This window comes from Solibacillus merdavium (assembly GCF_014836935.1).
GTDB lineage: Bacteria > Bacillota > Bacilli > Bacillales_A > Planococcaceae > Solibacillus > Solibacillus ferritrahens.
Map to the genome: position 1 here is coordinate 73,501 of NZ_JACSPW010000013.1, position 14,103 is coordinate 87,603.

Annotated in this window: 12 protein-coding genes; 8 read left to right on the forward strand and 4 right to left on the reverse strand. The window is 38.5% G+C overall.

The window, feature by feature from the left end; all coding sequences use genetic code 11:
• Window positions 1–5: 5 nt before the first annotated feature.
• The 5 genes from H9632_RS13820 to H9632_RS13840 all read left to right on the forward strand — a co-directional run bounded on the left by H9632_RS13820 (window position 6) and on the right by H9632_RS13840 (window position 6,513).
• A complete protein-coding gene (locus tag H9632_RS13820; RefSeq protein ID WP_191704652.1) occupies window positions 6–404 on the forward strand; it encodes a VOC family protein in 399 nt (132 codons plus the stop codon).
• Between the two features lie 157 nt (window positions 405–561).
• Window positions 562–1,886 (forward strand): IS3 family transposase gene (locus H9632_RS13825; protein ID WP_191704653.1). Its coding sequence is split into 2 segments (ribosomal slippage): window positions 562–940 and window positions 940–1,886, totalling 1,326 coding nucleotides; the frame shifts between segments, so codons are not numbered across the junction.
• Window positions 1,887–2,065: 179 nt separating this feature from the next.
• Window positions 2,066–4,201 (forward strand): beta-propeller domain-containing protein, encoded by a 2,136-nt coding sequence (locus H9632_RS13830; RefSeq protein WP_191704654.1) that lies wholly within the window; start codon window positions 2,066–2,068, stop codon window positions 4,199–4,201.
• Between the two features lie 298 nt (window positions 4,202–4,499).
• Window positions 4,500–5,198, forward strand: coding sequence for an ABC transporter ATP-binding protein (locus H9632_RS13835; RefSeq protein ID WP_191704655.1), 699 nt, complete (start codon window positions 4,500–4,502; stop codon window positions 5,196–5,198).
• Window positions 5,188–6,513: an ABC transporter permease gene (locus tag H9632_RS13840; RefSeq protein ID WP_191704656.1), complete on the forward strand. Its 1,326-nt coding sequence runs from the start codon at window positions 5,188–5,190 to the stop codon at window positions 6,511–6,513. Before H9632_RS13835 ends, H9632_RS13840 begins: the two co-directional genes overlap by 11 nt.
• A 48-nt stretch (window positions 6,514–6,561) precedes the next feature.
• Here the strand turns inward: H9632_RS13840 and H9632_RS13845 are convergent, their stop codons facing one another.
• Window positions 6,562–7,488 carry a 5-oxoprolinase subunit C family protein gene (locus H9632_RS13845; RefSeq protein ID WP_191704657.1) on the reverse strand — a complete coding sequence of 309 codons (927 nt, stop codon included), beginning with the start codon at window positions 7,486–7,488 and terminating at the stop codon, window positions 6,562–6,564.
• On the reverse strand, window positions 7,482–8,183 hold the full coding sequence (gene pxpB, locus H9632_RS13850) for a 5-oxoprolinase subunit PxpB (RefSeq protein ID WP_191704658.1): 702 nt from the start codon (window positions 8,181–8,183) through the stop codon (window positions 7,482–7,484). Before pxpB ends, H9632_RS13845 begins: the two co-directional genes overlap by 7 nt.
• An 84-nt stretch (window positions 8,184–8,267) precedes the next feature.
• Between pxpB and H9632_RS13855 the strand changes: the two genes are divergently transcribed.
• A complete protein-coding gene (locus H9632_RS13855) occupies window positions 8,268–9,026 on the forward strand; it encodes a LamB/YcsF family protein (RefSeq protein ID WP_191704659.1) in 759 nt (252 codons plus the stop codon).
• A gap of 52 nt (window positions 9,027–9,078) precedes the next feature.
• Here H9632_RS13855 and H9632_RS13860 read toward each other — a convergent pair whose 3' ends face one another.
• Complete coding sequence (locus tag H9632_RS13860; protein ID WP_191704660.1) at window positions 9,079–10,479, reverse strand: polysaccharide deacetylase family protein; 1,401 nt, start codon at window positions 10,477–10,479, stop codon at window positions 9,079–9,081.
• A gap of 182 nt (window positions 10,480–10,661) precedes the next feature.
• On the opposite strand from H9632_RS13860, the gene H9632_RS13865 reads away from it, so the two are divergent.
• Together H9632_RS13865 and H9632_RS13870 are read left to right on the forward strand one after the other, a co-directional pair.
• Window positions 10,662–11,408, forward strand: a complete 747-nt coding sequence (locus H9632_RS13865; RefSeq protein WP_191704661.1) for a threonine/serine exporter family protein — start codon at window positions 10,662–10,664, stop codon at window positions 11,406–11,408.
• A gap of 26 nt (window positions 11,409–11,434) precedes the next feature.
• Complete coding sequence (locus H9632_RS13870) at window positions 11,435–11,923, forward strand: threonine/serine exporter family protein (protein ID WP_191704662.1); 489 nt, start codon at window positions 11,435–11,437, stop codon at window positions 11,921–11,923.
• Window positions 11,924–11,958: 35 nt separating this feature from the next.
• On the opposite strand, the gene H9632_RS13875 is transcribed toward H9632_RS13870, so the two are convergent.
• Window positions 11,959–13,962, reverse strand: coding sequence for a sensor domain-containing protein (locus tag H9632_RS13875; protein WP_191704663.1), 2,004 nt, complete (start codon window positions 13,960–13,962; stop codon window positions 11,959–11,961).
• Between the last annotated feature and the right edge of the window lie 141 nt (window positions 13,963–14,103).

Below are 14,103 nucleotides of genomic sequence, written 5' to 3' on the forward strand. Positions count from 1 at the left end.
TAAAAATGAGTGAGAAATTACTAAGAATAGGCACAACATATATTCCAGTAACGGATGTAGACCTTGCTGCTGATTGGTATGTAAAAAAACTAGAAGCAGAGTTAAGCTACAAAGATCAGGACAAAGCTATTTTAACCTTGGCCAATCAAAGTATCTTTCTGGTGAAGTCACCTGAAAGCCAAAGCTCCAATTTCTTGGATATTTACGGGAATGAGCGTTTTTCGTTAACATTTGAAGTCAATGGAATAAAGGCATTGGAAGCATTACACAAAGATTTTAAGCAAAGTGAAATAAAAGTTGGAGAGATTGAAGACAGAGGACACGCTGGACGGAATTTTGTTTTTTATGATTTAGATGGTAATAAATTTGATGTATGGAGTGAACTTAGCCCAACCTTCAAATAAAAATTTCTAGTAAATAAAGAAGCCACTGTTTTGATTAATGAACTGAACCCCGAATAGTGGACACTTTAAAAAAAAGTGACCTATTCGGGTTTTTTCTATTTTCATTACTAGAAATCCTCGTTATACTGACCATACGATTTAAGAACGGGAGAACATCATGAGTAAAATAATTTTTAACGAATACCAACGTAGACAAATTGAAGCGAATCCAAATGTCGTTTCAGTAACAGATCGAACAATACAATACACCGCCGAGTTCAAATTAAAAGCTGTTCAATCAAATCTCCAAGGAAAAGGACCTTCTGAAATTTTTAAAGAAGCTGATTTTGATATAGAAATTATCGGGGTTAGCAAAGTTCAAAGCGCCGTTAATCGTTGGAAAAAAATCTATGAAACACATGGTGAAAATGGCTTTAAAGAAGAACGTCGTGGAAAAGGTGGTACAGGAAGACCACGTAACGAAGATTTATCTGCCGATAAAAAATTAGCGAAAGCTGAGGCACGTATTCAATTACTTGAAGCAGAACTTGCCCTTCTAAAAAAGCTCGACGAAATGGAAAGGCAGGCGAAGAAGTTCTAACAGCGAAAGAAAAGTATCAAGCAATCAATGAAACGATTCGTTTATATCAATTAAAAAATCTAACACGCTATCTCTGTGAAGTCGCTAAAGTTAGTCCAAGTGGCTACTATAAATGGATTCAAAATATGGAAAAACATGCATTACGTGAAGAATCGGACTATCAAGATTACCTCTTATTAAAAACGGTCTATGACCGTGCAAAAGGCAAAGTAGGTTATCGTGGATTCTATATGGCCTTAACAGATATTTTAGATCAACCCATGAATCATAAAAAGATTCTTCGATTAATGCGCAAGTTTAACCTATATGCAAAAATACGACGTAAAAATCCTTATCGTCATCTAGAACAAGCAACAGAAGCTCATCATAGTATCCCAAACCAATTAAAGCGTGAGTTCAAGCAAGATGAACCTGGGAAAGTGTTCTTAACTGATATTACATACTTACAGTATCGTGGCGGGAAAACGGCTTATTTATCATGCGTAAAAGACGTAGCTACAAGAGAAATAGTCGCTTATGTATTATCTTCGACTTTAAAAATGTTGATTGTCTACCAAACACTTGAACAGTTAAATAATCATTTGGATGGTAATCTACACCCTGAAGCGATGATACATTCAGATCAAGGTTTTCATTATACACACCCAGAATTTCAACATCGGGTGAAAGAATTGGGTTTAAAACAGTCAATGTCACGCAGAGGAAACTGCCTAGATAATGCCCCAATGGAATCCTTCTTTGGTCATATGAAAGACGAAATTGATTACTATGAAGCTGCAAGCTTTACCGAATTAAATACACTTATAATGGAGTATATGAATCACTACAACAATACGAGAAAACAATGGACATTAAAAAAGATGACTCCGGCAACTTACCGAAGTCATCTAATTGCAGCATAAGAAACTGCTACATCGCTTTTTTTAAACTGTCTACATAATAGGGTTCAGTTCATAATCTAAAACGGAGGTTTTTTATTTGCAAAAGTTTGTGAATTTCATAAAAAAATTTTTTTGCTTTGTAACCTTTCCGTTATTTCCAAGTCTAATTAAATACAAAAGTATGGAAAAGGAGGGTTTTTATGAAAAATGGCAAGCTTTTTGGAATGGGGCTCATTACTTCACTTGGCGCGGTTTTAGTAATTGGCTATTTTTTCTTTATTAAAAACACAGAAGTGCAAGCAACGGGTATTTTATTTGAAGGGGAAACGTATTCGATTACTTTAAAGCAACCAATTACAAAGGGAAGTTTAACGGATGGTTCTATCGTTGTATTAGATGAAAATGAGAAGGCTACAAAGGCTAAACTTTCGATTGATAGCAGTGGGAAAATTTTATCTGTAGATGGGTTAAATTTAGGGAAATACACACTTCAAATCAAAAAAGATGCCTTTTCTAAGAAAACTAAATTGCAGCAGGAACAGTCTGTGGCACTTGAAGTCGTTAAGAAAGTAAAAAATATTGTTACAACTGAAGATTTAAAAGATTATTTTCGCGCGTTTTTAGCGGCAGAAAACGCATTATCGAATCGATTTAACGATATGGTAACAAACGATATGGCAACAGAGGAATCCGCAAAGTCTGATACAAGTGCACCAAGTAGCGGGGGGCCGAGTCATTCTACTACAAATAATCAAGTAGAGGGTATTGATGAAGGTGACATTACGGTTACAGACGGTCGATATATTTACACGATTATTGATAACAAGGTAGCGATTGTCGATACGAAAGATTTAAAAGTGGTTAAGCGTATAACAGTTGGTAAAGATATTTATCCGAATCATCTAATGATACATGATAAAACACTAATTGTTGGTTACTCGTCTTATGTTCAAACACAGAAAGAACCTTATGACGGAAAATCCGTATCAACAGTAGCGTTTTATGATGTAAGCGATGCTAAGAATGCAGCATTAGTACGTGAAGTAGGCCATGACGGAGGAATATTAAACATTCGCAAATCTGGGAATTTTTTATATGTAGTGTCGAGTCTTACACCGAACTATTGGCTGCTTCAAGAGACACCGAATGTTGAGTTGCGTCCGTCTACGTATGATGGTAAAAAGGAAACGGTTATGCCAATTGATAAAATCCGTCTTTTACCGGAAAGCAATGATCCAAACTATTTGATCGTTTCGGCTATCGATGTCAGCAATGTGAAGTCAAATGAATGGAAAACAGAGAGCTTTTTAGGAAGCAGCGGTCAAATGTATATGTCTGAAAATGCGATCTACATTGCGTCTATGAATCATTACAGTTTCTGGCCGGAAATTGATAGCGCAGATACAACCGTCTCAAATATCATGCCGACACCACAAAATAATGAAACGACAATCTACAAAATTTCAGTAGATAAAACAGCTTTAAAAATGGAGAAACAAGGAAAAGTAACAGGTTCTATATTAAATCAATTTTCAATGGATGAGCATGATGGTCACTTCCGTATTGCCACGACAGAAGGCAACGCCTGGGGAACTGCAGCAAATTCGAAAAATCATTTATTTATTTTAGATGAAAATATGAAGCAGGTTGGGGCAGTCAAGGATTTAGCAAAGGGCGAACGTATTTACTCTGCTCGTTTTATGGGTGATAAAGCGTATTTAGTAACATTTAGAGAAACTGACCCGCTGTTTGTCATTGATACAGAAAATCCGAAAGCTCCAAAAGTATTAGGGGAGCTGAAAATTCCAGGTTTCAGTAATTACCTGCATCCGATTGATGAAAATCATTTACTTGGAATTGGCTATGATACGGAAGTTCGAATGGAAGAAGGTTCTAAAGAGCCAATCGTTTTAACGAAAGGTATGAAACTGAGCTTGTTTGATGTAACAGATTTCAATAATCCGAAAGAAAAACAAGCGGTTGTGATAGGAGGACGCGGCACATATTCTACTGTCCAACACGACCATAAAGCGTTATTCAGAGATCCACGCCAAAACTATTATGGATTCCCTGTAACACTTTACTCACCGACAGAAGAGGAAGACCGATTAAAGTATGAAGGAACGGGTGCACACATTTATAAAGTAACTGCTTCAGGAATTGAGCTTGTTGCTGATATGATGGAAAAGGCACGTCCTGGTGAACAATACGAAGATTATTATAATGTAGTACAACGATTATTATATGTAGATGATCAATTGTTTACAGTGTCTCCATCCAAGGTAACAAGTTTCAATGGGAAAACCTTTGAAAAGCAGCAAACGGTAGGATTTTAACAATATATAACCGCAGGCACAAAGAATGTGCTTGCGGTTTTTTTATTTGAAAGAACTAGTGAAGTGACAAGTTGCCTTCCCTTTTCGTTTCCCTTGGTAAACCTTTGAGCGTAGGCATAGCGACGCACCTGGAACGTAACGATATAGGCAGACCCCCTTTGTTATGCAGCTCCCGCCAAAGGAAAATCGCAACTTATTGTACTTACCTCTATTTCTTAAGAATATCTTCATTTTTAGCCTTTCTAAATATTAAGATTTATCGTTTACACTGAATGTATGGGAAAAGGAGTGAACAATGATGATTAAAGTGAATAACTTACAACATACATTTTCAATCGGTAAAAAAGGGAAGGAAAAAACAGTACCCGTGCTGAGGGATGTATCCTTTGATGTAAAGCGCGGAGAGATTGTGGCAATCGTAGGGAAAAGTGGCTCGGGTAAATCTACATTACTTCAAATATTAGCTGGTTTTATGAAGCCAGAGCATGGTTCGATTGTCGTCAATGCACAGGAAATTGCGTCACTTAATGAAGCAGGAAGCGCCAAGTTTCGATTGGATAACTATGGCTTTATATTTCAAAACTTTCAACTGATGCCAAGTTTAACAGCGTTTGAAAATATTGAATTACCTTTAAAGTTAAAAGGGATGAAAATTTCAGAGCGCAGAACACGTGTTGAAATGATTATGAAGAAGGTAGGTTTGACGGAAGTAGCGGATCATTACCCGAACGAACTATCAGGTGGGCAACAGCAACGTGTCAGTATAGCACGAGCACTTGTAACGAATGCCCCAATATTATTGGCAGACGAGCCTACAGGGAGCCTGGATTCGGAAACTGAGCAAGATATTCTGATGCTTATTCAGCAGTTAAATCGTGAACTTGATTTGACATTTATTATTATTACGCATGATGAGGAAGTTGCGATGATAGCGGATAAACGTTTCCGTATGCATGATGGCAAGTTAGTAAAGGATGGTGATCACCGTGTTATTTAAAGACCAAATAGACTTTGTTTTGCAGCATATTAAGAAAAACAAACTACGTGTATTTATGACGGTGCTTGCCGCTACAATGGGTTGTGCATTTTTAATCGTTCTTGCTTCAATCGGATTTGGGCTGCAGGCTTCAATGGAGGAAGAAATTTTATCGAATCAAAGCGTCACAAAAATTGAGGTTATGGGCGGAGACGCACAGTTTACGGCAGAGGAAGTAGCAGAAATTGAATCGGTAGAAAATGTACAAACTGTTTTAAAAACAACGACAATGGATGCAGAGGCGAAAAGCTTTTTTGAAGACCGTGAGACAATTTCTGGTGTCCGGTTAACGAACTTCACTGATTATGCCTCTATAGCAAAGCCGTTAGCAGAAGGCACATACCCGAAAAATGAAAATGAAATTGTTGTCGGTTATCATTTCGGTCAAACGTTATTAAATGAGGCGGACCGCAAATTGATCGAGGAAAAATCAAAAGCGGCAGAAGCAGAGGGTACTTATTATAACGGAGAAGAAGAAGGCTATAAGAGTTCATTAATCGGTAAGGAGATTGAACTTGCGATAAGTTCGCATGATAATCCGGACAAGCTTTCAGAGCGTATGACATATACGATTGTTGGTGTAATGCCAAGACCTGGATACCAATGGGTAATTGAAAATAGAATTTATATGATGGATGAACAGCGTACAGCTCTTGAAAACAGCTTTAAGCAAGTAATGGTTGACGACAGCGCGAGTGATTTCCAATTATTTAATGAGCGTTATGATATTTATGCAAAAAGCTTAGAATACGTGAAGCCGATCTTGGAAGATTTACGTGGAAAAGGCTACGGTGTCTATTCTGTTACCGAACAGCTTGATGAATTAAATATCTTTTTCTTAGTATTAAAAGTAGGGCTGATATTTGTTGGGACGATTGCAGTACTGATTGCATCAATTGGTATATTCAATACGATGACAATGGCAGTAACAGAGCGTACACGGGAAATTGGTGTATTAAAGGCGATTGGGGCGAGCCCGAAACTGATTCAGCGACTATTTTTAATGGAAAGTACATTTATAGGTGTTATTGGGACTGTCCTAGCCATTGCGATCTCATACTTAGTAAGTTTTGCATCTAATCTTTTACTGCCGATTGTTTTAGAGGCAGCAACAGGAGAAGCAAACTTCAGCAATATCCAATTTTCAGCTATTCCATGGCAGTTAGTAGTGATTGCCGCAACAATTAGTATCGGTGTTGCGATGATTTCAGGATTAAGACCGGCACGAAAAGCAACGAAAATCGAAGTAATGCAGGCATTAAGACAAGAATTGTAAGAAAAATTCCACCTCGTAAAAGTAGAACTCTTCTTTTACGAGGTTTTTCTATTTCAGAACGGCTTCGATCAAGCGTAATTGCTGTTCCAGTTCAAAATACGCTTCTTCGGCCTGTTCGAGTGACACAAGTTGAAATTGGAGCTTCTGTTGTGGAGTAAGTTGTGCTAAGCGATGTAGATCTGCGCTAATTACTTGCCCAATTTTCGGATAGCCTCCGGTTGTCTGTCGGTCTGTCATTAATAGAATTGGCTGTCCACTCGGTGGCAATTGGATCGTCCCGAATGTGACGGCTTCGGAAAGTAATTGAAACGGTTTTTCAAGAAGTATGGACGTGTGGGATTCTAATTGATAGCCCATACGGTCGGATTTGTTTGAAATTGTATAAGATTGATTTATAAAGCTAGTTTGCATACCACGGCTAAATTGCAGCCACTCGGTACCTTGTAATATGCGAATTGGTGAATTTCCGTAAAAGTTCTTTATGTTCACTTGATAGGCTGGGTATTTTACCCACGTTTCTTCATAAGGAATTTCATCGTTTCGTTGCAGTGACCGACCTTTATAACCGCCGAACTTTGCTTTTAAATATGTGCTTCGACTACCGAGTATTTCATCTACTAAAAATCCTCCTGCAATACAGAAATAGCTTCTTGCGCCATTTATTATTGTCCCACACGTTAATACGTCACCTGCTTTAGCGGAAATGACTTTATACATGGGAACTAGCTGATTATTAAGTGTTGCGTGCATCATTCCCCCTGTTAAAACAAATGCTGTAGCTTTTTTAAATTCGAATGACCCTCCATTTAATGTCATTTCAATTACTGCTTTATCGGATTGTTTTAGCAGCGCATTGCCAATTCGATAGGCAACTGAATCCATCACACCACTTGCAATAAGGCCATATTGTTGATGGCCAGTTCGCCCTCCATCTTGAATTGTAGAAAAAATTCCTGGTTTCATAACCTTTAGCATGAAGTGATCTCCTTTACGGCTACAAATCGAACACGGTCACCTGCTCGCAATAATGTAGGAGGTTTTTTGTCAGGCAAAAATAATGGTGTCATAGTCCGACCGATAATTTGCCATCCGCCTGGTGTTGCAAGTGGATAAATGCCTGTTTGTTCTCCTGCAATCCCTATTGATCCAGCCGCGATTTGTAGTCTTGGAGTGGAATGACGTGGTGTTGCAATCCGTTTATCCATTCCGCCCAAAAATGGGAACCCAGGTGCAAAGCCGAGCATATAGACGAGATACTGTTTAGAGGTATGTATATCTATCACTTGTTCCGGTGTTAATCCATTAACACGTGCAACATCGTTTAAGTCAGGACCATATTCACCACCGTAAAGAACAGGAATATCAATTAACCGGCCAGTTTCCGAGGGGAAATTTTCCGGATGTTTAAGTAGGTTTTCAATATAGTTTTGTACTTTTTCAGCGCTCGTTTTAAATGGTTTGAACGGTAAAGACGTCCGAACAATATATGGGTCATAATAAACACAAAAATTCGTATAGCTCGGCACAAGTTCGATAAATCCAGGGAAAGGTTGTTGTTGGAGCATCGTAATGGCTTGCTGTATTTCGTAGTGTGCTTGCTCATTAATCGTCGTACTAAATTGAACAAATAGTGCGTTGTCGCTTAGTTGCCTGAATTGTAAAACCGGCATAGAATTTCACCTCTTTATTGGAATGAAACATTATATATGGCATGATAATAGCATAACATTCAGACAGTTGCTGGGGGAGAGGCTATGTATACGGTTGATATAAATTGTGATTTAGGCGAGAGCTTTGGGCGATATAAGCTGGGGGAGCAAGAGGAAGTTTTACGTTATATTACGTCTGCCAATATTGCCTGTGGGTTTCATGCAGGAGATCCAAGCGTCATGCGCGAAACGGTGGAGCTTGCAGTAAAAAACAATGTGCAAATCGGCGCGCATCCGGGACTTCCTGATTTAAATGGCTTCGGGCGCAGGGAAATGAAGATTTCTCCTCAAGAGGCATATGATATCGTCGTTTATCAAATCGGTGCACTGCAAGGGTTTTTAACAACTAAAAAGGTGAAAATGCAACATGTTAAACCACATGGAGCGCTTTATAATATGGCAGCGGTAAATGAAAAGATAGCACAAGCAATTGCGCAAGCTGTATATGATGTATCACCTGAGCTAATTTTATATGGCTTAGCTTCGAGTGAATTGACGAGGGCAGGAGAAAAAGTGGGCTTAAAAACCGTGCACGAAGTATTTGCAGATCGGACGTATCAGCAAGATGGCACGCTTACAAAGCGCAACGAATCAAATGCTCTTATTACAGACGGAAAAAGGGCTGTCGCACAAATAATAGAGATGATAAAGGAAGGAACAGTCACTTCCGTTCAGAATACGAAATTCCCACTTCAGGCACATAGTATTTGTGTGCATGGAGACGGGGAGCATGCCGTACAATTTGCCCAGCTGACCCGTACGAAATTGGAGCAGCAAGGTATTGTAGTAAAGGCATTTCAATAAAAGAAAAGGGTGGTTATCTCGATAATAGAGATAATCACCCTTTCGTCATATTCTAGTGATACTTCAAAATTTCAGTAACAGTTAAAAACTCGTAGCCCTCATCTTGTAAATAGGCGAGTACTGGCTCTAATCCGTCTGCGGTAGATTGGTGAATATCATGCATTAACACAATCGCATTGTTATGTAATCCATCTTTTAGCATTGGCAGAAGTTTTTCTGAATCACGGTGCTTCCAATCGAGGGTATCAATTGTCCAGTTAACCGTTTTACAAGGGATAAGCTTACGTACTTCATTATTAACCGCTCCATACGGCGGACGGAATACAGTCGAATTTTCACCGGTAGCACTTATAATGGCCTGTTCTGTAGATTCATACTCTTTTTGAATTTCCGATGGAGACATTTTCGTTAAAACACCGTGTGTCCAAGAATGGTTGCCAATTTCGTGACCAGCCTGACGCACTTTAAGCGCCAATTCAGGATAATATTGAACACGGCTGCCAAGCATGAAGAAAGTTGCCTTTGCATCATATTTTTCTAAGAGTAGTAAAATCTGTTTCGTTACTTCCGGGTGTGGTCCATCATCAAACGTAAGTGCAATTCGTTTTTTTGAAGGGTTCTTATCATTTTTCGGAACAATCGTTTCCTCTGCCTGCATCTCAATTTGGAAATCCGAGGCTAAAAGCGGGTTGATGAATGATAGAGACATTTCCACTGTCGGCATTCCTGCTTCAAGTTCTGTCACTTCTCCTTCATTAAAGTAAATAATGAGGGAATCTTCCTTTAATGCAAAGCGCTTAAATAATCGCCATTTCGGTTGAGTGGCAGAAGCGAGCTCTTTTTCCTTAATATAATCTTTATAGGCTGCGTTCTTTGCAATTTCAGATTGAACATGTGCAGCAAAGGTTTCCAAACTTTTTAGATCTTCATTCAGGAGTGTGCGAATATCGAATAATTCACCGGTTTCATTGTCGATTAAAAATGTTGTGATTGTTGTCTGTTGCTCCACTGCATTTAAAATCGTCTTATTCGTTAATACGAAGGAGTAGTAATGGTCATACTCAAATGTATTGAGGCTAATGTTTAGTTCGCCAGTTAATTCATTTACATTTTGCTGAAGGCGCATCATGCTTATGTAATATTCTTTTGATTCTTCGATATACGTATTGACCGCTTGATTGAACGCTTCGTATTCCGTAAGTGGATATTGGATTGCGAAAGGCATATTTTTATCATTTGAAATGTCTGTGACAATCTTTACACCAGGAAAAATTGATGGCTCTTCACTTGTAGTGGACTCGTGCTCTTTTGCAGATGTTTCCTCACTGCTCGGAAAAAGAGGGTTATCGCTCAAAACAGTTAAATAGATAGTAATAGCTCCCAGTAAAATGATAGAGCTAATGAGGGTTAAATCAATCCAAGGACCACGACGTTTTCTGTAAGGGTTTGTCATGATGTACTTCGGTTCCTTTCTATTAAAAATGGACATTCAAGTGAAGCTATAAAAAATATATTAAATTAATTAAACATTTTAGAAAATACACTATCATAGTAGCATATATTGTATGAAAAAAGGCTGTTATTTTATTGGTGCTTCAAGTAATATGAGCTAAGAAGTGGAAGGAGGTCCATCGTATGGATGCTGAACATACTGAAATGGCAATAGACTGCTTTTTACTTGCAGGCCGTATCATGATTGAAAGTGGTGCGGAAACGTATCGAGTGGAAGACACGATGTTGCGTATGGCCCGTTCTCAAAACATGATGGATGCACAAAGCTACGTAACGCCAACAGGAATTATTTTTTCTCTTGGTAAAACGCAACCTACACGAATTACATCGATTCCAACAAGAATTACGGATTTACATCGAATTGCTCTTGTTAATAATGTTTCGCGTAAGCTTACATCCCACCTAATATCAATTGAACAAGCTTATGAAGAGTTGAAGAAAATAGAAAAAACGAATTATTTCCTTCCAATAGCCATTCAGGTTCTTGCTGCGAGTATAGCGAGCGGTGCCTTTTTACTGCTGTTTAACGGGACCGTGAAAGACATTCCGGCTGCTTTTATTGCAGGAGGGTTAGGTTTATATATCGTTACCATTATTCATAACATGACGCGCGTGAAATTTTTCTCGGAATTTCTTGCCGCGGTGGCCATAGGTATTGTGGCATCTGCTGCAATTCATTATGGCTACGGAATAGAAATCGATAAAATCATTATTGGCTCGGTTATGCCGCTCGTTCCTGGTTTGCTTATTACAAATGCGGTACGGGATATGATGGCTGGGCATTTTACAGCAGGAATGGCAAAAGGCGCTGAGGCGTTCCTAACAGCGTTTGCGATTGGTTCGGGTATTGCACTTGTTCTGTCCTTTTAAAATTTTACTATAGGGAGGAAAGCTAGATGTTGGATAGTGTTTTTATTCAGATTGTTATTAGTTTCGTTGCAACAGCGTGCTTTGGTGTAATTTTTAATGCACCAACAAAAACAATTCCAGCATGTGGCTTAGTCGGTGCGGTCGGCTGGGCAATTTATTATGTCATGATTGATATCGGAGTCGACGAGGTACAAGCCTCTTTTCTGGGGGCATTTGTTGTGTCATTAGTAGCGTATTTCTTTGCACGCAAATTTAGAATGCCAATGATTATTTTTAGTGTTTCAGGAATTATTCCGCTTGTGCCTGGAGGAATAGCCTACAATACAATGCGTAATGTTATGGAGCTCGATTATATTATGGGGCTGCAAAATGGGATGCGGGCATTTATGATATCTGGAGCCATCGCTATGGGGCTTGTTTTCGCAGAAGTATTTATGCAAATTATATTCCGGCTATTGAGCCAGGGGAAGACTTCAATGCAATCCTTTATGAAATCGAAAAAAAGAAGCTCGTAATGCACTGTTTTGCAGTTGCCTTACGAGCTTCTTTACTATACAAGTAAAGATGAAATGCCATTAGGAGAGCTTGGTTTACTAATAAAGTACCCTTGTAAAATATCACAGCCGATATTTGTTAGGAATTCTTTTTGCTCTTCTGTTTCAACACCTTCTGCAACTACAGTTAAATTCATCGACTTGCCAAGCTGTACCATGCCATTAACGAGCTGCTGCGTTTTTTCCAACTTCAGAGAGCGGATAAAGGTTTGATCGATTTTCAAAATAGAAATCGGCAATAGCTGCATATAACGGAATGAGCCGTAGCCTGTACCGAAGTCATCTAACACAAAAACAATTCCTTCGTTCTCAAGCGTACGCATCTGTTTAATGATGCTTGTTTCGGCTTCTGCTTCCAGTGCAAATTTCTCTGTAATTTCGATTTGCAGTAAATCGGCAGGGCAACCTGTACGTTCAAGAGTAGCCAAAATCGATTTTGCCATGTTTTTGTCACGGAACTCACGGACAGAAGAGTTAATACTTACTTTAATATTGTGACCAGCCTTTTTCCAAAGAACGGCTTGCTCACATGCCTTTTCGAGCATAAATGAACCGATATTATTAATAAGACCTGTTTCCTCCGCTATTGGAATTAACTCATCTGGAGATACGACACCAATTTCCTCATCATCCCAGCGAACTAATGCTTCCACACCTATAAATTTCCCTGTTTTTACATCGAGCTGTGGCTGGTAGAGTACATGTAAATTTTTCTGATCTAATGCAAGCAATAAACGCTTTTCAATGATTGAGTTACGATTCAATGTAACATGTGAAGATTTTGACAACGAAACAATTCGGTCACCACCTGCATTACGGACAGACGTAATGGAAGCCAATGATGCCTTCATCAAGTGTGTAAAGGTCAATTGGTCTTCAGGGTAGCGAGTAATGCCACCGCTTATGGAAAGGGGAACAGCAATATTTCCATTGTATATTGGGTTTTGCTGCAAATAATTCAGGAAACCTTGTGTAAACCATTCAGGCAGAGGTGTTATCACAACGAAATCGTTTTCGTTAATACGGGCCATTGTACTATCTTGGAAATACATTTTCAGACGCTTTGTGAATTCCATGATAAGTGATTTCTCAGCACTACCGTCATGCAGATCTTTAATGGTATAAAATTTATCGATACTTAAGTAAACAAACGAAAAGTGACGACCTTCCTGAATCATTTCATCGACGACTTGTGCAAGGCGGTGCACATTGATCAACCCTGTTTCAGTATCGATATAGGCAATTTTTTCAAGCTGGAACTGAATCGACTTTTCCTTTGTAATATTTCGTTCAATAAGAAAATATTGATTTAGCTCTGGTGCCGGTCCAAGCATTGGAATGGCGGTTAAATGCACCCAATAAGGTTCGTCGTCCTTCGTAACCTTTTCCACATCACCTTGCCAGATTTGCCCGTTTTGTAATGTTTTCCAAATTTCCTGAGCAATCTTTTCTGACTCACCGTTACTCGGGAATAGTTGCCAAAACGTTTTACCGAGAACACGCTTTGGTGTCCAATGGCTTGCCTTTAAAAATTGTTGGTTGGTTTGTATGATAAAACCATCTTGATCCAGTGTCACAGTCATAAATGATTGATGAATACCGCTCTTTAAATCTATTAAATGCTGCATTTCGTCATCCAATAAACGAATCTCTTCATTAGGAATACATAAAACGAAAATGGCTTCCTTATTTTCAAAGGAGATAGGTTTTGTATATAGCGTACATATTTTGGAAGGCCCGGCTTCCATCATTATTGGAACGTTGTGTAAACATAAAGCTACAGGACTTGTTAAGATGGACTCCATAGTCTCGTTACTTACTTCTGAAAAAAGTGTGTGGAAAACAGGATTTTCTTTTAGTTCTTTAGTTTGATGTTCTGAATAGCCAAAATGATGAAAATTTTCTTTAACGATTGTTCCATTTGATAGAAGTATAAAAGAAGGGAAAGGAGTAACTAGTATTGGTTCAATTTTAACAGAAAGAGTTTGGTCATTTGTCATACGCTAAATCTCCTTGTTTAATAAATTATTACTATAATTATAATGAGGCAACATCCATTGGTCATTAAAAAAATTTAATTATATACATATATAAGCATTTAATAGGATTATTATACCTTAATTTCGAAAGAAGAGTAGTTA

Excerpts from the sequence above, each read along its gene's own strand:
- H9632_RS13820 (WP_191704652.1), top strand. The coding sequence starts at position 6 with ATGAGTGAGAAATTACTAAGAATAGGCACAACATATATTCCAGTAACG.
- H9632_RS13830 (WP_191704654.1), top strand. The coding sequence starts at position 2,066 with ATGAAAAATGGCAAGCTTTTTGGAATGGGGCTCATTACTTCACTTGGC.
- H9632_RS13835 (WP_191704655.1), top strand. The coding sequence starts at position 4,500 with ATGATTAAAGTGAATAACTTACAACATACATTTTCAATCGGTAAAAAA.
- H9632_RS13845 (WP_191704657.1), bottom strand. The coding sequence starts at position 7,488 with ATGCTAAAGGTTATGAAACCAGGAATTTTTTCTACAATTCAAGATGGA.
- pxpB (WP_191704658.1), bottom strand. The coding sequence starts at position 8,183 with ATGCCGGTTTTACAATTCAGGCAACTAAGCGACAACGCACTATTTGTT.
- H9632_RS13855 (WP_191704659.1), top strand. The coding sequence starts at position 8,268 with ATGTATACGGTTGATATAAATTGTGATTTAGGCGAGAGCTTTGGGCGA.
- H9632_RS13860 (WP_191704660.1), bottom strand. The coding sequence starts at position 10,479 with ATGACAAACCCTTACAGAAAACGTCGTGGTCCTTGGATTGATTTAACC.
- H9632_RS13865 (WP_191704661.1), top strand. The coding sequence starts at position 10,662 with ATGGATGCTGAACATACTGAAATGGCAATAGACTGCTTTTTACTTGCA.
- H9632_RS13870 (WP_191704662.1), top strand. The coding sequence starts at position 11,435 with ATGTTGGATAGTGTTTTTATTCAGATTGTTATTAGTTTCGTTGCAACA.
- H9632_RS13875 (WP_191704663.1), bottom strand. The coding sequence starts at position 13,962 with ATGACAAATGACCAAACTCTTTCTGTTAAAATTGAACCAATACTAGTT.